This window comes from Pseudomonas sp. SJZ074, assembly GCF_007828215.1.
Taxonomy (GTDB): domain Bacteria; phylum Pseudomonadota; class Gammaproteobacteria; order Pseudomonadales; family Pseudomonadaceae; genus Aquipseudomonas.
In genome coordinates, this window is record NZ_VIUE01000033.1 from 22,902 (window position 1) to 42,204 (window position 19,303).

Consider the following 19,303-nt stretch of genomic DNA (forward strand, 5'->3'; position numbering starts at 1 on the left):
CTCACTGTATTTGTCGCCACATGACGCGACGACTGCCGCCAACGGATTTGCTCAGCAGGTCGGTGATACCGCCACCGGAATCGTTCACGACCATGTTGGTGGCTCCGTTGGCACTGACGACGGCACTCAAGGTCGGGATACCGCCGGTGAACACCACCCCGGCGGAGATCGTATCGAAGCTGTTGAGCTTGCCGTCACCGTTGGTGTCGAGCACCGCGTAGTTGAGCATCTTACCGCTGAACGCATCCACTTCGATCAGCTTGCCGGTCCCGAAGCTGGCGCAAGGGTCGGTAGTATCCACGGCGGCCGTGGTAAAGACTACGCGCCCAAGCACCAGGTTGGCCGGGTTGATCACCCGCTCCCCGGTCAGTGCGTTGTTGTACACCAGGGGCAGGTACCAACCCTTTTTCGCCGGGTAAATCACGTCGGTCTGGCTGGTGGTCACGAACTGCCCCGAGCTGCCAGAGAATACGCCGGTGATCGACTGAGCCTGCAGGCTCGACACCGTGATCTGTCCGCCGCCACCGGTGGCATCCCAGATCGAATAGAACCCCTGCAGGTCCTTGTTGAGCTTGTCCGTTGCCTCGTTGAATTTACCGGTACCGAAAAAGACCTGGACCCCACCCTGGGGGGTGTCCGCCAGCAACGGTTGAACGGTGATGGGCTGGGTCGCCCCGCCGGACGCGGTGAACAAGGGCTGGCCGGCAAACGCCAGGCCCCAGGTGGTCGGCGACGTGCCGCTGAGGTCGAACTTCCACATCCGTCCTTTCAAGTCGCCACCGTAGGCCGCTTGCACCACATTCTGGGAGTTGACCCGCAGCTTGACCGACGACAAGCCATTGTCGGTCTCGCTGCTGTTGATGACGATCTTGCGAATCAGCGAACCGTCTCGGATATCCACCACATACAACGCTGCCACGCCGCTGTTGCTGCCGTAGCCATTGGAGATGAACGCCGCCCAACGGCCGTCCGCCAACCGGGCGACTTCAGGGCGGGCATAGGCATAGCCCAGGTCATTGAAGGTATTGGCCGTGTTGGCAACGGTCGGCGCGCTGATTTCCCATAGTGCCCGAAGCGTATTGCCGGCCGCCGCATCGAACAGTTGCACCGCAAAGAAGGTCCTGCCCCCGGCCCCGGTCCCGCCCACCGCCACGGTTTTCCAGGCACTGCCCGATTGCGTATCGAATACACCGATCTGTCCATCCACCAGGAATTTGTGGCTCACCCCGTTGATGTAATTGGTACTCGCGATGTCATCCAGCCCTGGCAACACGCTCGAAGGCATATAGGCGTAACGCCGTGTGCCGTTGGCAGCGTTGATGACGCTGAAGAAGCCATCGTTGGCATTCACCAAGAGGCTGGTGTTCATGGCCGTCGCCTTGGTCGCCAGGTACGTGCTGTAGCTGGTGTCGTTCAGCAGGTCCGCGGCAGTCTGGTCATTGGGCGACGCCAGCACCAGCGGCGAGTTGATGATGTCTCCCAGCAACACGCTGCGCACCTTCAAGCCGGTTTTGTTGGTGCCCTTGCTCCATTCCACCAGATCGTTACCGGTAATCCCTGTGGGCAGGTTCTGGCTCAGAGTGGTTTGCTGAGCCGTTGAAAAATTGCCGTAGGCCAGGGTCACCGGTGCATTGGTCGCGGTGTTCCACGATTGATAAAGCGGCGCCGTGGCGCCGGGGACAATGGCGGTGTCGGTGGTCCATTGCACTGCAGCCCTGTTGACCGTGCCTGCCGAGGTGAAGCCGAACGCCCGAATGGTGCCGCGCCAGTCCTTGGGGTCGTAGGTGGTCTGGTAGAAGCTGGACGTGCTGGACAGCGTCGCACCGTTGGTCGTGCCACCGCCCCCCGACCCGGCCTTGGAGGTGATGTCGCTCAGCGCGGATGTCAGGGCCGAGCTCAAGCCTTCGCTGTCGGTCGCCTGGTAATACTTGCCGGCGCCATAGCGGGCCGCATCGGACAGCATCTGGTTGGTCGCGGTGAAACCGACGGTGTAGGTATTGAGGTACTGCCGGGAGAAATCCGTGGTGTCCCAGCTCTTGCCGGTGACATCGGTGCCGGTGGAGCGCATGTCGATGTCGAAGGCGAACTTGGCGATGTCGTCCAGGTACAGCGTGTCACCTTCGCCGTCACCAGTGGGGTTGCCGCCGTCGTTGGCGCTGATGCCATCCCAGTTGGGTAAGCGAGGGCCGCCCGGCGCGATGGCCTGCGGATCGTTGGTGGGGAACGTCCGGTCAAAGGTGGGGAAGCCGTCGGTGATCACCACGCCAAAGTTTTTCTGACAGCGGTACTGGATCGGGCTGGTATAGGTACTGGGCGTGCCGTTGTAGTATGGCGCCATGCCCCGGAAGTAGCGGGTGACTTCGTAATAGCTCTCGGCCAGCGGTGTATTCGCGACGGCCCCCAGGGCGTTGATGGCGGTGATCAAGGCGCTGTAGTTGGCGTTGGCCTGGGTCTGGGTGACGCTGCCGCTGACGGGCGAAAGGTCGCTGATGGCCCGGGCGATGTAACCGCCTGGGCCTGAGTTGCTGCTGTTGGGTGGATTGAACGTGGCAAGGCCGATGCGCAAGGCGCGGTTATTGGCGACCAGGTCATTGGAAACGTCACGCGCCACGTTTATCCGGTAGTCGGTGGGAATCGTGCCCGTGGTGAAGTCCCGGCTCGAACCGTTGGCCAATGTCACGAGATAGGCCAAGTACCTGGCGGTGTAACGGGTATTACCACCGCCCACGGGATCTGGAAGACGAAGACAGACCCGGCCAATGCTCGAACGATAAAAACCGTACCAGCCAGATGAGCAACCACCGCGCAGTAGGCTCAATAACAGAATGTTCGAGTCGTCCAGGTCCAGTTCATACCTGTCGTTACAATTGCTACTGGAATTGCATGCAAACGTGCGCAATTGCGTCGCCGTCGGATCAAACCCGGCCGCCCAGATGATGTTATTCATACTTCCCGAATCATCGATCAGCAGCATCACGTTCGGCGTCACCGCGGCCGCACTCAACAACGGCGAATCCGACGGCGTGAAGCCATAGACCGGGGCCGTCAGATAAAGGCTGAGCAGCACACCCCACAGCGCCTGTTTCCAGCCATGGCGAGCGTCAATATTTCGCATAGATGCTCTCCACCACGCTGCGCTGGTTGTTTCCCACCACCGCCACCGCCGTGATCCGGTACAACGTCGCCGAGGTACCGTTCGGCACATTGACCGCCGCAAGCGTGGTGCCGATGTTCTGCACGCCATAAAACCCGCCAGCAGCGGCGACCCAGGTGACCCCTGACGATGAGTTGCGCCCAGCCCCCGTCAGCGTGGCCGACTCCGCCGGCGGCGCGCATTGAATAGCAGTGGTGCAGACTGCCAGCGCATACGTCTCCACCTGCACGGCGTTCTCGCCCATCCGCAGTGCAGCCTCGGCCATCTGAAACGACTGGTTGCGCAGCATGACGCTGCTGGTCATTTTTTCCTGGAGGGTGGCGCTTTGCATCGACGACAGGCCGATCAGCGTGAGCAGCAGCAGGAAAACCAGGCTGACCAGCAATGCCATGCCGCGCTGACGCTGCCCGAAGGCTCTCGATCTCATCAGTCGCCCCTCACAAGAGCCGGTTGCGCAAGGCGGCAACCACGTTGAAGGTCTGGTCGCGTACGTTGTTCTTCGGATCGAAGAGCGTCAGGGTCAGGCGCACGCTGCGGATCAACGCCGGATCAGGCGGGTTGCTGCTGTAGCTTGAGGCCGCGATGTCCGTCGAGCTGCCGGCCACGCCGAAGGTCACGTTGAACGTGCGGACGTTGTCCACCAGCACCGCCAGGGTCGGATTGCCGGCCCCGGTGCCCATCGACAACTGGTTGTTGCTGAAGCTATAGATCAACCGGCGTACCGGAAACGCCAGCTGCCCGGCTGCGGGAGCCCGCGCACCGGTATAGGCCGTGGCCGTGGTACGGCAGTCGGACAGGACGGTCCAGGTCGGCACGCCGCCACTGTTGCCCACATCCGTCGTCACCAGGGTCATTTTCTGGTTGGCGTTGTCCCAGCGGATCGGCGTGATCTGACTGGCGTTGAAGTCCCCCGCCGAGGAGGCGTCGGTGATGCTGCCCAGGCAACCGAACATCCCCACCATGCGAATCTCCTGGACCATCTTGCTCAAGGCAAAGCGTGCATCCTCCTGCATCACCGCCGCCGCACTCTGGCTGATGTAGGTGTTCTTGGCAGCGATGAAGATCTGCACCACACCCAGGACCACGATGAGACTGATGACCAGCGCGATCATCAACTCGATCAGGCCAAAGCCCCGGCAGCCCTTGTTCATGGCGTCGCCACCGGATCGACAGCGGCGCGGCTGGTCAGCACGAAACTACGCCGAGCATCGGTCGCATTGCTGGTGTTGGCAGCCCGGGCATCGTCCCAGGAAATGGTGATGGTGTAGACCCGCTGGTTCAGCGCGATGGTCCCGGTGGCCGTGGCGCCGCCGAAGCTGGTGATGTTGGTCTTGAAATCGTAGAGGTCCTGGTCTCGGGTCACGTTGAGGTTGGGTGAGCTGGGTGGCGCCACGGTGTAGTCGGCGCCGGAGTTGGCGCGGATACGGTCCAGCATGTCGTAGGCGATGAAGCTGGCCTGGCTGGTCATGCGCGAGCTGTCGGTGTACTTCAAGGCATTGAGCTGGATCATCGCCGCCCCCAGCAGACCCACGCCGAGAATCAGCACAGCCACCAGCACTTCGATCAGTGTCATGCCCTCCTGTGGCCTTTTATTGCAACCCTTCATCCGCAACTTCCACCCAATACGATTCGTCCATTGAGGCAAACGCTCAGCGTCCGGCTCTGCGAGCCCCGCACATAATTGAAGCTCACCGGGGTGGCCGGTGCCGATAACCCACCCAGGTTATTGAAATCAATGTTGGTCACCTCTGAGGTTAGCGTCAGAGTCGCACCACTGCTCATCGCGGGAACAACCCGCAATACATTGGCCGGATTGCCAGTACTGTCATACACCGTCAATTCGCCGCTCCAGACGCTGCCCTGGGCGGTGGGGCGAATGCGCGTGGTGACACCCCGGTCGATCGCTTCCATGCGGGCAAAGTTCAAGGCCCGGCGCAGATCGCCGATCTCCGTATCCGCCTTGGTACTCTGCATCGAGCCGGTGAACGCCGGCACCGCCATCGTGATGAGGATCAGCAGTACGCCAAGGGCCACCAGCACCTCGATCAGCGTGAAACCTTTTGTACGAAGATCCATCGATGCCCTCCGTTGCCGTCGGCTATACCTGCTTCTGTAACGCTAGAACAAACCATTGGCGCTTGCCTGTGGCGAGGGAGCTTGCTCCCGCTGGGCTGCGCAGCAGCCCCAAAAAGAACGGCCGCTACGCGCCCGAGCGGGAGCAAGCTCCCTCGCCACAATGAGATTCCCACAAGCCTTAAGGACCATCCCCACACTCTCCAGGGAGGAGACACCATGCCCCAACAGGGTTTCAGCCTGATCGAACTGCTCATGGGACTGGCGATTGTCGCAATTGTTCTGCCGTGGGCCAGCTCAAGCTTCAAGGCGCTGGTGGAATCCACTGAACGCCATGACACCGCGCAACGGTTAGCCAGCGGTTTGCGCAATGCCCGCAGCGAAGCCATCAGCCGCAATCGGACCGTGACCATTCAAGGGATAGACAACGATTGGAGCCAAGGGTGGCAGATCAGGTTGGACGACGATGGCCAGACATTGCTGGAACAGCGCAGCCATCGCACCCTGGTGGTGGGTAACTGGCCGGTGAAGCACAGGGTAACGTTCGCCGGCCATGGCGCGGCGCTATTGCCCAGTGGCGCTTTTCAGGCGGGTACCTTGCACGTGTGTGCCCGGCACCAACCTATCAGCCATCACCAAGTGGTGCTGTCACCCACCGGTCGCGTCAGCCTGCGCAACGAGGAAAGTGCGCAGGCCCTGTGCGAAAAGCGCTTAAAGCAGGGAGCGGACGCGTAGTTCCTTGGGCATGGAGAACGTGATGTTTTCCTCCCGGCCGGCCAGTTCATCGGCACCGATAGCACCCCAGGCCTGCAACTGCTGGATCACACCACGCACCAGGACTTCCGGCGCTGAAGCACCTGCGGTAATGCCGATGTGCTCGACGCCGTCGAACCAGCTGCGCTGCATGTCCTCGGCACCGTCGATCAGGTAGGCCGGCGTTCCCATGCGTTCGGCCAGTTCGCGCAGGCGATTGGAGTTGGAGCTGTTCGGGCTGCCGACCACCAACACGACATCGCACTCGTCAGCCAGTTGCTTGACCGCGTCCTGGCGATTCTGGGTGGCGTAGCAGATGTCGTCCTTGCGCGGGCCGCCAATGGCTGGGAAGCGCGTACGCAACGCATCGATCACCCGGCTGGTGTCGTCCATGGACAGGGTGGTCTGGGTGACGAAGGCGAGTTTTTCCGGGTTACGCACCTGCAAGGCAGCCACGTCCTCCTCGTCCTCCACCAGGTAGATCGCGCCGCCATTGCTGGCGTCGTACTGGCCCATGGTGCCTTCGACTTCCGGGTGCCCTTCGTGGCCGATCAGGATGCATTCGCGACCGTCACGGCTGTAGCGCGCCACTTCGATGTGCACCTTGGTCACCAAGGGGCAGGTCGCATCGAACACCTTCAGACCACGCCCTGCCGCTTCGGTACGCACCGCCTGGGAAACCCCGTGGGCACTGAAGATCACAATGACGTCGTCCGGCACCTGGTCCAGTTCCTCGACGAAAATGGCTCCGCGGCTGCGCAAGTCTTCGACGACGAATTTGTTGTGGACCACTTCGTGACGCACATAGATCGGCGGCCCGAAGACTTCCAGGGCGCGGTTGACGATTTCGATCGCCCGGTCCACACCGGCGCAGAAGCCACGGGGATTGGCGAGTTTGATTTGCATGCTGTGCCTCGTGTCTTGCCTGTTGATCGAACGAAGGGCTCGAACACAATGGAGATACCTTGTGGGAGCGGGCTTGCTCGCGAAGAGGACCTTACATCCAACATTGATGTTGGCTGACACTCCGTCTTCGCAAGCAAGCCCGCTCCCACACTTGACCGCTTCCGGCCAATTACAAAGCCTTGACCTCAAGAATTTCCACTTCGAAGTTCAAGGTCTTGCCCGCCAAGGGGTGATTGAAGTCCACGGTCACCTGGGCGTCGTCAAAAGCCTTCACCACACCCGGCAACTCGGTATTGGCTGCGTCATTGAAGATCACCAGCAAGCCTTCGGACAGCTCCATGTCCTGGAACTGCGAGCGTGGCATGGTCTGCACGTTTTGCGGGTTGGGCTGACCAAAGGCGTTTTCCGGTGTCACAACCACGGTGCGCTTGTCGCCGGCCTTGAACCCGAAGATCGCCGCCTCGAAGCCTGGCAACAGGTTACCGTCGCCCACCTTGAACACGGCCGGGGCCTTGTCGAAGGTGCTGTCGACAGTGTCGCCGTTTTCCAGGTGCAGGGCGAAGTGCAGCTTCACTTCGGTGTTTTGAGCGATACGCTGCTCAGTCATGGACGGCTTCTCCGGTTTTCTTGCTCTTGAACATGTCCAGGGCCAGCATGATGGCGCCCACGGTAATGGCGCTGTCAGCGAAGTTGAACGCCGGGAAATACCAGCGGTTCTGCCAATGCACCAGGATGAAATCGATCACGTGGCCCAGGGCAATGCGGTCATAGAGATTGCCCAGGGCGCCGCCGAGCACCAGCGCCAGCGCCACGGCCAGCCAGGTTTCGTCGCGGCCCAGGCGCTTGAGCCAGACCACCAGCACCGCGCTGACCACCACGGCGATCAGGGCGAACAGCCAGCGCTGCCAGCCCGAACCGTCGGCCAGGAAGCTGAATGCCGCGCCGGTGTTGTAGGCCAGGGTCCAGCTGAAGTAGTCGGGGATGACCACGATCTGCTGGTACATGGTCAACGAGCCTTCGAAGTAGAACTTGCTGGCCTGGTCGATGACCAGAACCAGCACGCTCAACCAGAGCCAGCCCAGCCGTCCGAAACGGCCCGCTGCGTTAGGCATAGTGGCGAACCTCACCGGTACCGCTGATGTTATCGACACAACGCCCGCAGATTTCCGGATGCTCCGGGTTCACACCGACGTCCTCGCGGCAGTGCCAGCAACGGGCGCACTTGACGAAGCTCGACTTGACCACCTTGAGTTTCAGCCCCGCCACTTCGGTCACCACGGCATCGGCCGGGGCCTGCACCAACGGCGCGACACTGGCGGTGGAGGTGATCAGCACGAAGCGCAGTTCGTTGCCCAGCTTGGCCAGGTCGCCGCTCAGGGCCTCCTCGGCGTAGAGGGTCACTTCGGCCTGCAGGTTGCCACCGACGGCCTTGGCCGCGCGCTGGATCTCCATTTCCTTGTTGACCGCTGCCTTGACCGCCATGATCCGGTCCCAGTAGGCACGGTCCAGCTCGAAGCCTTGCGGCAATTCGGTCAGGCCTTCGTACCAGGTGTTGAGCATCACCGACTCGTTGCGCTCGCCCGGCAGGTACTCCCACAGCTCGTCGGCGGTGAACGCCAGGATCGGCGCGATCCAACGCACCAGCGCCTCGCTGATGTGGAACAGCGCGGTCTGGCACGAACGGCGTGCCTTGCTGTTGGCGCCGGTGGTGTACTGGCGATCCTTGATGATGTCGAGGTAGAAACCACCCAGCTCCTGCACGCAGAAGTTGTGTATCTTCGAGTAGACGTTCCAGAAGCGGTATTCGCCGTAGTGCTCCTGCAACTCGCGTTGCAACAGCAGGGTACGGTCCACGGCCCAGCGGTCCAGGGCCAGCATGTCTTCGGCCGGCAGCAGGTCAGTGGCCGGGTTGAAACCGGTCAGGTTCGACAGCAGGAAGCGCGCAGTATTACGGATGCGCCGGTAGGCGTCCGCGCTGCGCTGCAGGATCTGCTCGGAAACCGCCATCTCGCCGGAATAGTCGGTGGAGGCGACCCACAGGCGCATGATGTCGGCGCCCAGGGTGTCGTTGACTTTCTGCGGCGCGATCACGTTGCCCAGGGACTTGGACATCTTGCGGCCGGCCTCGTCGACGGTGAAACCGTGGGTCAGCAATTCGCGGTACGGCGCGTGGTTATCGATGGCGCATCCGGTCAGCAGCGACGAGTGGAACCAGCCGCGGTGCTGGTCCGAACCTTCCAGGTACAGGTCGGCGCGCGGGCCGCTCTCATGGCCCATCGGGTGCGAACCGCGCAGCACGTGCCAGTGGGTGGTGCCGGAGTCGAACCAGACGTCCAGGGTATCGCTGATCTTGTCGTACAGTGGCGCTTCGTCGCCCAACAGCTCGGCGGCGTCCATCTTGAACCAGGCTTCGATGCCTTCGACTTCGACGCGCTTGGCAACGGCTTCCATCAACTCGACGGTACGCGGGTGCAGCTCGCCGCTCTCTTTGTTCAGGAAGAACGGGATCGGCACGCCCCAGTTGCGCTGACGGGAGATACACCAGTCCGGACGGTTGGCGATCATCGAGTGCAGGCGCGCCTGGCCCCAGGCCGGGACGAATTGGGTGTCCTCGATGGCCTTGAGCGAACGCTGGCGCAGGGTGTCGCCGTTGGCAGGCTGCTTGTCCATGCCGATGAACCACTGCGCGGTGGCGCGGTAGATCAGCGGAGTCTTGTGGCGCCAGCAGTGCATGTAGCTGTGTTCGATGACAGTGGTGTGCAACAGCGCACCGACTTCGCTCAGCTTGTCGACGATGGCCGGGTTGGCTTTCCAGATGAACTGGCCGCCAAAGAACTCCAGGGACGGTACGTAGACGCCGTTGCTCTGGACCGGGTTGAGGATGTCATCGTTGACCATGCCGTATTTCTTGCAGGTCACGAAGTCGTCGACGCCATAGGCTGGCGCGGAGTGAACCACGCCAGTGCCTGCGCCCAGCTCCACGTAGTCGGCCAGGTACACCGGCGACAGACGGTCATAGAACGGGTGACGGAAGTTGATCAGCTCCAGCGCCGAACCCGGTGCAGTCGCCAGCACGGAGCCTTCGAGCCCGTAGCGGGACAGACAGGACTCGACCAGTTCTTCGGCCAGTACCAGCAGCTTGTCGCCGACGTCGACCAGGGCGTAGTTGAACTCCGGGTGGACGTTCAGCGCCTGGTTGGCCGGGATGGTCCACGGGGTGGTGGTCCAGATCACGATGGCGGCCGGCTTGGCCAGCTTGCCCAGGCCGAAAGCGGCGGCGAGCTTGTCTTCATCGGCGATCGGGAACGCCACGTCGATGGTCGACGACTTCTTGTTCTCGTATTCGACTTCCGCCTCGGCCAGGGCCGAACCGCAATCGAAGCACCAGTTCACCGGCTTGAGGCCCTTGAATACGAAGCCACCCTCGACGATTTTCGCCAAGGCACGGATTTCGCCGGCTTCGTTCTTGAAGTCCATGGTCTTGTAGGGATTGGCGAAGTCGCCCAGCACGCCGAGGCGGATGAATTCGGACTTCTGCCCTTCGATCTGCTCGGTGGCATAGGCACGGCACAGCTCGCGGGTCTTGTCCGCGCCCAGGTTCTTGCCGTGGGTCACTTCCACCTTGTGCTCGATCGGCAGGCCGTGGCAATCCCAGCCCGGGACATACGGCGCGTCAAAACCCGACAGGGTCTTGGAGCGGATGATCATGTCCTTGAGAATCTTGTTCAGCGCGTGACCGATGTGAATGGTGCCGTTGGCATAGGGAGGGCCGTCGTGCAGGACGAACTTCGGACGATCCTTGCCAATTTCGCGCAACTTTCCGTACAGGCCAATGCTGTCCCAACGCTGCAGAATCTGTGGTTCGCGCTGAGGCAGGCCGGCCTTCATCGGGAAGGCGGTGTCCGGAAGGTTTAGCGTGGCTTTATAGTCGGTCATTTAAGGCTCTTCATTAGCGATTGGCGCTGGTTGCGACAAGGGCACGGGCGGCGGCGATATCTGCATGGATCGCCGTCTTGAGCGCCTCCAGGGAGGCAAAACGCTGCTCTTCACGCAGCTTCTGGTGGAAAACCACCGTCAAACGCCGGTCATACAGATCGCCGGCAAAATCCAGAACATGTACTTCGAGATGGGCCTTGCCATCCCCCTGGACCGTGGGCCGTACACCGATATTGGCGACGCCGGGCCAGGCCTTTCCGTCGATCTCGACGCTCACCAGGAACACCCCGGTCAGCGGCACACGACGGCGCTTGAGTTGCACGTTGGCGGTCGGCGTACCCAATTGGCGCGCCAGCTTCTGTCCGTGCAGGATCCGCCCGGCGATCCGGTACGGACGGCCGAGCAAGCGCTCGGCCAATTCGAAGTCGGCAGCGGCCAGGGCATTGCGGACCTGGGTACTGCTCACACGCAAGCCATCCAGCTCGACGGTCTGCGCCGCTTCAACGGTAAAGCCACGGGCGAGGCCGGCCTGCTGCAGATAGGCGAAATCCCCTGCCCGGTCACAACCGAAACGGAAATCGTCGCCGACCTCCAGGTGCTTCACGTCGAGACCGCCCACCAGGATGGTCTCGACGAATTCGGCGGCGCTGAGCTTGCTCAGGCGCTCGTTGAAAGCCAGGCACAAGACCCGATCGACGCCTTCGGCGGCCAGCAGTTGCAGCTTGTCCCGCAGGCGGGCCAGACGGGCCGGCGCGGTCTCCGGGGCAAAGAATTCCCGGGGTTGCGGCTCGAAGATGACCACGCAACTGGGCAGCCCCAGCTCCAGCGCACGCTCGCGCAGCCGCGCCAGGATAGCCTGGTGGCCACGGTGGACACCGTCGAAGTTGCCAATGGTGGCGACACAGCCCCGATGCCGGGGACGCAGGTTGTGAAGGCCTCGAACCAGCTGCATAACGCGCTTCTTGCTCATAAAGTGGCCGATTATAACCACACCCGGCGGCCAACGACAGGCAACACCGTAACCCAAAGTGATCGAACCGACAAAACCGCTGCCCGACCGGCCCTTATCGACGCTAATCCCTCAGCTCAAGGCCTTGCGATTGAAGTCTCGCAGACGGAATCCCATCAGCAGCAACATGCCGAAATACGCACCCGCACCCACGACGACCAGCATCCCCAGGCGCAGGAAACGCTCGAACATCTGCCCGCCACCCCAGGCTGGCATGAAGTGCATCGCCCCAAGCAGCACCGCCGACATTACCCCCACGGCCACCAACAGCTTGAGGCCGAACTTGCCCCAGCCCGGCTGCGGTTGATACATCTTCTGCTTGCGCAACTGGTGGAACAGCAGCCCGGCATTGAGGCAGGCGCCAATACTGATCGCCAGGGCCAGGCCGGCGTGGGCCAGGGGACCGATCAGCAAAAGGTTGAACAATTGCGTCATCACCAGGGTGAAAATGGCGATCTTTACCGGTGTGCGGATGTTCTGCTGCGCATAGAAACCTGGCGCCAGCACCTTGATCAGGATGATTCCCAACAACCCCACCGAGTAAGCGATCAGGGCCCGCTGAGTCATCAGGGCATCGAACGCCTTGAACTGGCCGTACTGGAACAGCGAGACGGTCAGCGGTTCCGCCAGGATCCCCAGGGCCACCGCGCAAGGCAGCACCAGCACGAAGCACAGGCGCAAGCCCCAGTCGAGAATGCGCGAGTACTCCTGGCGATCCCGGCTGGCATAGGTCTTGGCCAAGGTCGGCAACAGGATCGTGCCCAACGCCACGCCCAGCACGCCGGACGGCAATTCCATCAGACGGTCGGCGTAGTACATCCACGACACCGAGCCGGCCACCAGGAACGAGGCGAAAATAGTGTTGATGATCAGGGAAATCTGACTCACCGATACCCCGAGGATCGCCGGCAACATCTGCTTGAGCACCCGCCAGACGCCGCTGTCGCGCAGATTCAGGCGCGGCAGTACCAGCATGCCGATCTTCTTCAGGTAGGGCAGCTGGTACAGCAGCTGCGCCAGGCCGCCCACCAACACCGCCCAACCGAGAGCCATCACCGGAGGGTTGAAGTACGGCGTCAGAAACACCGCAAACACGATCATGCTGACGTTGAGCAGCGTCGGCACGAAGGCCGGCACTGAAAACCGATTCCAGGTATTGAGGATCGCCCCGGCCAGGGATGACAGGGAAATCAGCAATATATAAGGAAAGGTCACCCGCAAGAGATCGGTGGTGAGTTGGTACTTTTCCGGTGTATCGGTAAAACCCGGCGCCGTGGCCCAGATCACCCAAGGCGCGGCGAGCATGCCGGCCGTCGTGACGAGCGCCAGCACCAGCGTCAGCAAACCAGTGACGTAGGCAATGAACGTGCGGGTCGCCTCGTCGCCCTTCTGGCTTTTATATTCCGCCAGGATCGGCACGAAGGCTTGGGAAAATGCCCCTTCGGCGAATATCCGGCGCAGCAGGTTGGGCAGTTTGAAGGCGATGAAGAAGGCGTCGGTGGCCATTCCGGCGCCGAATATCCGAGCGATGAGCGTGTCGCGAACGAACCCCAGGATACGGGAAAGCATCGTGATAGAGCTGACGGCAGCCAACGATTTGAGCAGATTCATGAAAAGAGTTTCAGCCTGTCGATAAACAGCAGGCGAACAACGCGCCCACTTGTGCGATACTCCGCGCCGCTAAACAGCACAGCGCCAAAGCCCGCGAGTTTACAGGTCACACGCCGGAAAGAAATCATCCGGTGCGTTGTACCTGCCATTCAGCGGAACGCGTCACCCGCCCTTGACAAGACCTCAACTCATCGGCATGATTCGCGGCCTATTTTGTTTGCTATTTCCCAAAAAGTCTTTCGAGGAGCTCGACGGTGGCCAACTCACCTTCCGCCAAAAAACGTGCAAAACAGGCTGAGAAGCGTCGCAGCCACAACGCCAGCCTGCGTTCCATGGTCCGTACCTACATCAAAAACGTAGTTAAAGCCATCGACGCAAAAGACGCTGAAAAAGCTCAAGCTGCCTACGTTCTGGCTGTGCCTGTTATCGACCGCATGGCCGATAAAGGCATCATCCACAAGAACAAGGCTGCTCGTCATAAGAGCCGCCTGAATGGCCACCTAAAGGCCCTGAACGTTGCCGCTGCTGCCTAAGCGACGCGCTCGTTAAAAAACCGACCTCAGGGTCGGTTTTTTATTGCCTGCGATTCTGCAGACACATCGCAATATAAATGTGGGAGCGAGCCTGCTCGCGATAGCGGATTGCAAGACGACTTGCTGTCACTGTTACACCGCCATCGCGAGCAGGCTCTCTCCCACAGGGATTACGTGCTGATTATTGCGCGCGAGCCCACGGCAGGATCGGAATCGCCGTCACCGCATTCTGCGGACTGCCTTCGATCACGCGATCGCTGTAGACCAGGTACACCAGCGTATTGCGCTTCTTGTCGAGGAACCGCACCACCTGCATGGTCTTGAATACCAGCGAGGTGCGCTCACGGAATACTTCCTCGCCATCCTTGAGTTCACCCTTGAAGCTGATCGGCCCCACTTGGCGACAGGCAATGGACGCCTCGGCACGATCCTCAGCCAGACCCAGACCACCTTTCACACCACCGGTCTTGGCCCGGGACAGGTAGCAGGTCACGCCATCCACCTTGGGATCGTCGAACGCCTCGACCACGATCCGGTCGTTCGGCCCGACGAATTTGAATACCGTCGATACCTGGCCAATCTCCTCGGCCGAGGCCAGCAGCGGCACCGCCAGCAGCAGGCCGATCAATCCTTTTGCCAAACCCATGTAATTTCCTTAGACAAGAATCAGGTTGTCGCGGTGAACCAGCTCAGGCTCAGCCATGTAACCCAGCAGGCCGACAATCGCATCAGACGATTGCCCGATGATTTTCTGCGCTTCCAGCGCGCTGTAGTTAGCCAGGCCACGGGCGATCTCACGACCATCCGGCGCCACGCACACGACCATTTCGCCACGTCGGAAGCTACCCTGGACCAGCTTCACACCCACCGGCAGCAGGCTTTTGTTGCCCTGTGACAGCGCCGTCACGGCTCCCGCATCCAGCACCAGCGTGCCACGGGTCTGCAGATGCCCGGCCAACCACTGCTTGCGCGCCGCCAGCATGCCGCGCTCAGGCGAGAGCAACGTGCCGATGTGCTCGCCTGCTTTGAGACGATCCAACACCCGCTCCAGCCGACCACCGATGATGATGGTATGAGCACCGGAGCGTGCCGCCAGACGCGCAGCGCGCAGCTTGGTCTGCATGCCACCGCGCCCCAGCGCGCCGCCGGTGCCGCCCGCGACCGCATCCAGAGCCGGATCATCGGCACGGGCTTCGTAGATCAGCTTGGCATCGGGGTTGGTGCGCGGATCGGCGTCGAACATGCCGTCGCGATCCGTGAGAATCACCAGCAGATCGGCCTCCACCAGGTTTGCCACCAGCGCGGCCAGGGTGTCGTTGTCACCGAAGCGGATCTCATCGGTGACGACGGTATCGTTCTCGTTGATCACTGGGATGACTTTCAGCTCCACCAGCGCCCGCAAGGTGCTGCGGGCATTGAGGTAGCGCTTGCGGTCGGAGAGGTCATCGTGGGTCAGGAGAATCTGCGCCGTATGACGGCCATGCTCGGCAAAGCTGGATTCCCAGGCCTGCACAAGGCCCATCTGGCCAATGGCGGCGGCGGCCTGCAATTCGTGCATCGCGCTGGGTCGCGACGTCCAGCCCAGACGACTCATGCCGGCTGCCACAGCCCCCGAAGAGACCAGCACCAGCTCGACGCCAGCCTCATGCAAGGCCACCATCTGCTCGACCCACACCGCCATCGCCTTGCGATCCAGGCCCTTGCCATCCGCCGTCAGCAGTGCGCTGCCGATCTTCACGACCCAGCGCCGCGCACCCGTCACCTTGCTCCGCATCATCTTCAACCTTTGCCAGCGGACGACGCGACCCAGCGCCATCCATGGGATTATTCGTATTTGCGTTTTGCAGACACCAAAACGCCGCTCGATTGAGCGGCGCCTGGAAACCGGCTGGCTGCGATGATAACACCGCGCCCCGACAGATGAAGCATCGCAGACCGCCCCGACACTTGGTCAGCCAGAGACAAATCGATGTGGGAGCGAGCCTGCTCCCACAAGAGCCAAGCCCGCTGCGCGATCAGTCGCGAACGTAGATGATCTCCGGACCATCTTCGTCATCCACATCTTCCTCATCCCAGTCATCTTCGCCGATGTCATGGACCGACTTGACACCACTGCGACGCAGGGCACGCTGGTCATCCAGCGCCTGCAACTGCGCACGGGCTTCATCTTCGATGCGCTGATCGAGCTCGGCCAGCTCTTCCTTGTAGGCCGGGTCATTGGCCAGGCGATCGGCACGATCTTCCAGATAGCGCATGATGTCGTGGCACAGGCGCTCGGTACCTTCTTTGGCAATGGCGGAGATCACGTAGACCGGACCTTCCCAGCCCAGACGATCAACGATTTCCTTGACCCGCTCCTCATGCTCTTCTTCGAGGATCTGGTCGCACTTGTTCAGCACCAGCCAACGATCACGCTCGGCCAGGGCCGGGCTGAACTTGGTCAGCTCGCTGACAATGACTTCGGCGGCATCGGCAGCATTGCTTTCATCCAGCGGCGCCATGTCCACGAGATGCAGCAGCAGACGGGTGCGGGACAAGTGCTTGAGGAAGCGAATCCCCAGGCCGGCGCCATCGGACGCCCCTTCGATCAATCCCGGGATGTCCGCGACCACAAAGCTCTTCCAGCGGTCGACACTGACCACGCCCAGGTTCGGCACCAGGGTAGTGAACGGATAGTCCGCCACTTTCGGCTTGGCAGCCGACACCGAACGAATGAAGGTACTTTTACCGGCATTCGGCAAGCCCAGCAGGCCCACGTCGGCCAGCACCTTCATTTCCAGCTTCAGGTCACGCTGCTCGCCCGGCTTGCCTGGCGTGGTCTGGCGTGGCGCGCGGTTGGTACTGGACTTGAAGCGAGTGTTGCCCAGGCCGTGCCAACCACCATGAGCCACCAACAGACGCTGGCCCGGCTTGGTCAGGTCGCCAATGACCTCCTGGGTCGCGGAGTCGATTACCGTGGTACCGACCGGAACGCGCAGGACCAGGTCCTCGCCCTTCTTGCCGGTGCAATCGGTGCTGCCACCGTTGGAACCACGCTCGGCATCGAAGTGACGGGTGTAGCGGTAGTCCACCAGGGTATTGAGGTTTTCGTCGGCGAGCATGAAGATCGAGCCGCCGTCGCCGCCGTCACCGCCGTTCGGACCACCGTTTTCAATGAATTTTTCCCGACGAAAACTCATGCAGCCATTGCCGCCGTCGCCGGCTTTTACTCGAATCGATACTTCATCAACAAACTTCATGACACACGCCTCTCGCCATACGGACGAGTCGAAAAAAACAAGACATAAGACTCTTGCAAAAATGAACGCAGCGACCAGATCAAGCGCCCGATAGCAGCGCCGGCAGCCCATACAAACAGCTTTGCAAGAGACTCACCCCACAAACGAAAAAGCCCCGTCGCAAGACAGGGCTTCTCCAGCATCCTCGCGATTAAGCCGCGACAACGCTCACGTAACGGCGGTTGAACGCGCCCTTTACTTCGAACTTGATCACGCCTTCGATTTTAGCGAAGAGGGTGTGATCCTTACCCATGCCCACACCGTAACCGGCGTGGAATTGGGTGCCGCGCTGACGCACGATGATGTTGCCAGCCTTGATGACCTGGCCGCCATACATCTTCACGCCAAGGCGTTTGGCTTCTGAGTCGCGACCGTTACGGGTACTACCACCAGCTTTTTTGTGTGCCATGAGTTCAATTCTCCTAGTGAGGAATTAGGCTGAAATTAAGCCTGAATACCGGTGATTTTGATCTCGGTGTACCACTGGCGGTGGCCCATACGCTTCATGTGGTGCTTACGACGACGGAACTTGATGATGCGGACTTTATCGTGACGACCTTGGGAGATCACTTCAGCCACAACGGTAGCGCCAGCAACGACTGGAGCGCCGATATTCACGTCATCGCCATTGGCGACCAACAGAACGCGATCAAAAGTCACGGATTCGCCGGTAGCGACTTCCAGTTTTTCGATCTTCAGGTATTCACCTGGGGCGACCTTGTATTGCTTGCCACCAGTAACGATTACTGCATAAGACATGGTATTTCTCCGATAATCCTGCTCACCCAGCGCTTTAGAAGAAGAGGTATTGGCTGGCATGGCTGCATGGGCTGGAAGGCCCGGATGCAATTGCGTAAGGCAGGTGCTGCCCAGGAAGTTCAGGGTGCGCGATTGTACGCAAGCTGTCCTGGCGATGCAAGTAGCCGTCCATCGCGCCTTGACAGCCCCGGACGTGGGTCCTAGCATGCCGCGCAACCCTTCTGGAGCGCCTGTCGCTGATGCAACCCCAAGCTTTCTACCGCGCAGTGGCGGACGATTTTAGTGCCGTCGACGGCATCATCAAGAAGCAGCTGACTTCCCGAGTGCCGCTGGTGTCGAAAATCGGCGACTACATCACCTCGGCCGGCGGCAAGCGCCTGCGTCCTTTATTGGTGCTTCTGTGTGGCAAGGCCCTGGGCCGCGAAGGCGACGACCTGCGCCTGCTGGCTGCCACCATCGAATTCCTGCATACCGCCACCCTGCTGCATGACGACGTGGTCGACATGTCCGGCATGCGCCGTGGCCGCTCGACCGCCAATGCCATGTGGGGCAACGCCCCGAGTGTGCTGGTGGGCGACTTCCTGTATTCGCGCTCGTTCGAGATGATGGTCGAACTGGGCTCGATGCCTGTGATGAAGATCCTGTCCCAGGCCACGCGCATCATCGCCGAAGGCGAAGTGCTGCAACTGTCCAAGGTACGTGACGCCAGCACCACGGAAGAAACCTACATGGAGGTCATCCGCGGCAAGACCGCGATGCTCTTCGAAGCCTCGACCCACAGCGCCGCCGCACTGGCCGGTGCTTCCGCCGAGCAGAGCGAAGCACTGCGCACCTTCGGCGATCACCTGGGCGTGGCCTTCCAATTGGTGGACGACCTGCTCGACTACAAGGGCGATGCGGAGACCCTGGGCAAGAACGTCGGTGACGACCTCGCCGAAGGCAAACCGACCCTGCCGTTGATCTACACCATGCGCGAAGGTACGCCAGAACAGGCGGCCCTGGTACGCCAGGCCATTCAGAAAGGCGGGATCGAAGACCTGGAAAGCATTCGCGAAGCGGTCGAAGCTTCCGGCTCGCTGGACTACACGGCAAAACTGGCCCGGGACTACGTCGCCCGCGCAATCAAATGCCTCGACGCCCTGCCGGCCAGCGAATACCGCGATGCCCTGGTGGAATTGAGCGAGTTTGCAGTGGCGCGTACCCACTGATCGACCGGTTGTATGAAAAACCTGTGGGAGCGAGCCTGCTCGCTCCCACAGGTTAAATCAACGCCTGCCCTTCCCACTGTAAA

General features: G+C 61.2%; 19 protein-coding genes. 3 read left to right on the plus strand and 16 right to left on the minus strand.

The genetic code is table 11. The annotated features are described in order from the left end of the window. Position 1: 1 nt before the first annotated feature. From FBX99_RS25060 to FBX99_RS25080, 5 genes are read right to left on the minus strand one after another with little or no spacing between them, the layout of a single operon-like run. Complete coding sequence (locus tag FBX99_RS25060; RefSeq protein ID WP_145133239.1) at positions 2 to 3,115, minus strand: pilus assembly protein; 3,114 nt, start codon at positions 3,113 to 3,115, stop codon at positions 2 to 4. After that, on the minus strand, positions 3,102 to 3,581 hold the full coding sequence (locus FBX99_RS25065) for a PilX N-terminal domain-containing pilus assembly protein (protein WP_256664124.1): 480 nt from the start codon (positions 3,579 to 3,581) through the stop codon (positions 3,102 to 3,104). The genes FBX99_RS25060 and FBX99_RS25065 overlap by 14 nt, the downstream gene beginning before the upstream one ends. A gap of 10 nt (positions 3,582 to 3,591) precedes the next feature. Beyond that, a complete protein-coding gene (locus FBX99_RS25070; protein ID WP_145133241.1) occupies positions 3,592 to 4,305 on the minus strand; it encodes a PilW family protein in 714 nt (237 codons plus the stop codon). After that, on the minus strand, positions 4,302 to 4,760 hold the full coding sequence (gene pilV, locus FBX99_RS25075; RefSeq protein WP_145133243.1) for a type IV pilus modification protein PilV: 459 nt from the start codon (positions 4,758 to 4,760) through the stop codon (positions 4,302 to 4,304). The genes FBX99_RS25070 and pilV overlap by 4 nt, the downstream gene beginning before the upstream one ends. Then, the gene (locus FBX99_RS25080) at positions 4,757 to 5,230 is read right to left on the minus strand and encodes a GspH/FimT family pseudopilin (RefSeq protein WP_145133245.1); all 474 of its coding nucleotides are present in this window, start codon (positions 5,228 to 5,230) and stop codon (positions 4,757 to 4,759) included. Before FBX99_RS25080 ends, pilV begins: the two co-directional genes overlap by 4 nt. A 216-nt stretch (positions 5,231 to 5,446) precedes the next feature. Between FBX99_RS25080 and FBX99_RS25090 the strand changes: the two genes are divergently transcribed. After that, a complete protein-coding gene (locus tag FBX99_RS25090) occupies positions 5,447 to 5,962 on the plus strand; it encodes a GspH/FimT family pseudopilin (protein WP_145133249.1) in 516 nt (171 codons plus the stop codon). Here the strand turns inward: FBX99_RS25090 and ispH are convergent. The 6 genes from ispH to murJ all read right to left on the minus strand — a co-directional run bounded on the left by ispH (position 5,939) and on the right by murJ (position 13,442). Next, positions 5,939 to 6,886 carry a 4-hydroxy-3-methylbut-2-enyl diphosphate reductase gene (gene ispH, locus FBX99_RS25095; RefSeq protein WP_144929945.1) on the minus strand — a complete coding sequence of 316 codons (948 nt, stop codon included), beginning with the start codon at positions 6,884 to 6,886 and terminating at the stop codon, positions 5,939 to 5,941. The two genes, FBX99_RS25090 and ispH, sit on opposite strands and share 24 nt — an antisense overlap. A gap of 169 nt (positions 6,887 to 7,055) precedes the next feature. Beyond that, positions 7,056 to 7,493 carry an FKBP-type peptidyl-prolyl cis-trans isomerase gene (gene fkpB / locus FBX99_RS25100; RefSeq protein ID WP_144929944.1) on the minus strand — a complete coding sequence of 146 codons (438 nt, stop codon included), beginning with the start codon at positions 7,491 to 7,493 and terminating at the stop codon, positions 7,056 to 7,058. After that, positions 7,486 to 7,998, minus strand: a complete 513-nt coding sequence (gene lspA, locus FBX99_RS25105) for a signal peptidase II (RefSeq protein ID WP_144929943.1) — start codon at positions 7,996 to 7,998, stop codon at positions 7,486 to 7,488. Before lspA ends, fkpB begins: the two co-directional genes overlap by 8 nt. After that, positions 7,991 to 10,822 carry an isoleucine--tRNA ligase gene (gene ileS, locus FBX99_RS25110; protein ID WP_144929942.1) on the minus strand — a complete coding sequence of 944 codons (2,832 nt, stop codon included), beginning with the start codon at positions 10,820 to 10,822 and terminating at the stop codon, positions 7,991 to 7,993. Before ileS ends, lspA begins: the two co-directional genes overlap by 8 nt. Positions 10,823 to 10,835: 13 nt before the next feature. Then, positions 10,836 to 11,774 carry a bifunctional riboflavin kinase/FAD synthetase gene (gene ribF, locus FBX99_RS25115; RefSeq protein ID WP_178112061.1) on the minus strand — a complete coding sequence of 313 codons (939 nt, stop codon included), beginning with the start codon at positions 11,772 to 11,774 and terminating at the stop codon, positions 10,836 to 10,838. Between the two features lie 129 nt (positions 11,775 to 11,903). Next, complete coding sequence (gene murJ, locus FBX99_RS25120; RefSeq protein WP_145133251.1) at positions 11,904 to 13,442, minus strand: murein biosynthesis integral membrane protein MurJ; 1,539 nt, start codon at positions 13,440 to 13,442, stop codon at positions 11,904 to 11,906. Between the two features lie 254 nt (positions 13,443 to 13,696). Between murJ and rpsT the strand changes: the two genes are divergently transcribed. Beyond that, complete coding sequence (gene rpsT, locus FBX99_RS25125) at positions 13,697 to 13,975, plus strand: 30S ribosomal protein S20 (protein ID WP_144929939.1); 279 nt, start codon at positions 13,697 to 13,699, stop codon at positions 13,973 to 13,975. A gap of 181 nt (positions 13,976 to 14,156) precedes the next feature. On the opposite strand, the gene FBX99_RS25130 is transcribed toward rpsT, so the two are convergent. From FBX99_RS25130 to rplU, 5 genes are all read right to left on the minus strand, one after another. Further along, positions 14,157 to 14,621, minus strand: coding sequence for a CreA family protein (locus FBX99_RS25130; protein WP_030140286.1), 465 nt, complete (start codon positions 14,619 to 14,621; stop codon positions 14,157 to 14,159). A 9-nt stretch (positions 14,622 to 14,630) separates the two neighbouring features. After that, positions 14,631 to 15,749, minus strand: coding sequence for a glutamate 5-kinase (gene proB / locus FBX99_RS25135; RefSeq protein WP_047702809.1), 1,119 nt, complete (start codon positions 15,747 to 15,749; stop codon positions 14,631 to 14,633). A gap of 241 nt (positions 15,750 to 15,990) precedes the next feature. Then, complete coding sequence (gene cgtA / locus FBX99_RS25140; protein ID WP_145133253.1) at positions 15,991 to 17,214, minus strand: Obg family GTPase CgtA; 1,224 nt, start codon at positions 17,212 to 17,214, stop codon at positions 15,991 to 15,993. 190 nt (positions 17,215 to 17,404) lie between these two features. Then, on the minus strand, positions 17,405 to 17,662 hold the full coding sequence (gene rpmA / locus FBX99_RS25145) for a 50S ribosomal protein L27 (protein ID WP_007950960.1): 258 nt from the start codon (positions 17,660 to 17,662) through the stop codon (positions 17,405 to 17,407). A 35-nt stretch (positions 17,663 to 17,697) separates the two neighbouring features. Then, on the minus strand, positions 17,698 to 18,012 hold the full coding sequence (gene rplU / locus FBX99_RS25150) for a 50S ribosomal protein L21 (protein ID WP_007950961.1): 315 nt from the start codon (positions 18,010 to 18,012) through the stop codon (positions 17,698 to 17,700). Positions 18,013 to 18,251: 239 nt separating this feature from the next. Between rplU and FBX99_RS25155 the strand changes: the two genes are divergently transcribed. Then, positions 18,252 to 19,220: a polyprenyl synthetase family protein gene (locus tag FBX99_RS25155; protein WP_144929937.1), complete on the plus strand. Its 969-nt coding sequence runs from the start codon at positions 18,252 to 18,254 to the stop codon at positions 19,218 to 19,220. Positions 19,221 to 19,303: the final 83 nt, after the last annotated feature.

Excerpts from the sequence above, each read along its gene's own strand:
- ileS (WP_144929942.1), bottom strand. The coding sequence starts at position 10,822 with ATGACCGACTATAAAGCCACGCTAAACCTTCCGGACACCGCCTTCCCG.
- ribF (WP_178112061.1), bottom strand. The coding sequence starts at position 11,774 with ATGCAGCTGGTTCGAGGCCTTCACAACCTGCGTCCCCGGCATCGGGGC.
- pilV (WP_145133243.1), bottom strand. The coding sequence starts at position 4,760 with ATGAAGGGTTGCAATAAAAGGCCACAGGAGGGCATGACACTGATCGAA.
- ispH (WP_144929945.1), bottom strand. The coding sequence starts at position 6,886 with ATGCAAATCAAACTCGCCAATCCCCGTGGCTTCTGCGCCGGTGTGGAC.
- cgtA (WP_145133253.1), bottom strand. The coding sequence starts at position 17,214 with ATGAAGTTTGTTGATGAAGTATCGATTCGAGTAAAAGCCGGCGACGGC.
- FBX99_RS25065 (WP_256664124.1), bottom strand. The coding sequence starts at position 3,581 with ATGAGATCGAGAGCCTTCGGGCAGCGTCAGCGCGGCATGGCATTGCTG.
- fkpB (WP_144929944.1), bottom strand. The coding sequence starts at position 7,493 with ATGACTGAGCAGCGTATCGCTCAAAACACCGAAGTGAAGCTGCACTTC.
- lspA (WP_144929943.1), bottom strand. The coding sequence starts at position 7,998 with ATGCCTAACGCAGCGGGCCGTTTCGGACGGCTGGGCTGGCTCTGGTTG.
- murJ (WP_145133251.1), bottom strand. The coding sequence starts at position 13,442 with ATGAATCTGCTCAAATCGTTGGCTGCCGTCAGCTCTATCACGATGCTT.
- FBX99_RS25070 (WP_145133241.1), bottom strand. The coding sequence starts at position 4,305 with ATGAACAAGGGCTGCCGGGGCTTTGGCCTGATCGAGTTGATGATCGCG.
- rplU (WP_007950961.1), bottom strand. The coding sequence starts at position 18,012 with ATGTCTTATGCAGTAATCGTTACTGGTGGCAAGCAATACAAGGTCGCC.
- proB (WP_047702809.1), bottom strand. The coding sequence starts at position 15,749 with ATGCGGAGCAAGGTGACGGGTGCGCGGCGCTGGGTCGTGAAGATCGGC.
- FBX99_RS25080 (WP_145133245.1), bottom strand. The coding sequence starts at position 5,230 with ATGGATCTTCGTACAAAAGGTTTCACGCTGATCGAGGTGCTGGTGGCC.
- FBX99_RS25130 (WP_030140286.1), bottom strand. The coding sequence starts at position 14,621 with ATGGGTTTGGCAAAAGGATTGATCGGCCTGCTGCTGGCGGTGCCGCTG.
- FBX99_RS25155 (WP_144929937.1), top strand. The coding sequence starts at position 18,252 with ATGCAACCCCAAGCTTTCTACCGCGCAGTGGCGGACGATTTTAGTGCC.
- rpmA (WP_007950960.1), bottom strand. The coding sequence starts at position 17,662 with ATGGCACACAAAAAAGCTGGTGGTAGTACCCGTAACGGTCGCGACTCA.
- FBX99_RS25090 (WP_145133249.1), top strand. The coding sequence starts at position 5,447 with ATGCCCCAACAGGGTTTCAGCCTGATCGAACTGCTCATGGGACTGGCG.
- FBX99_RS25060 (WP_145133239.1), bottom strand. The coding sequence starts at position 3,115 with ATGCGAAATATTGACGCTCGCCATGGCTGGAAACAGGCGCTGTGGGGT.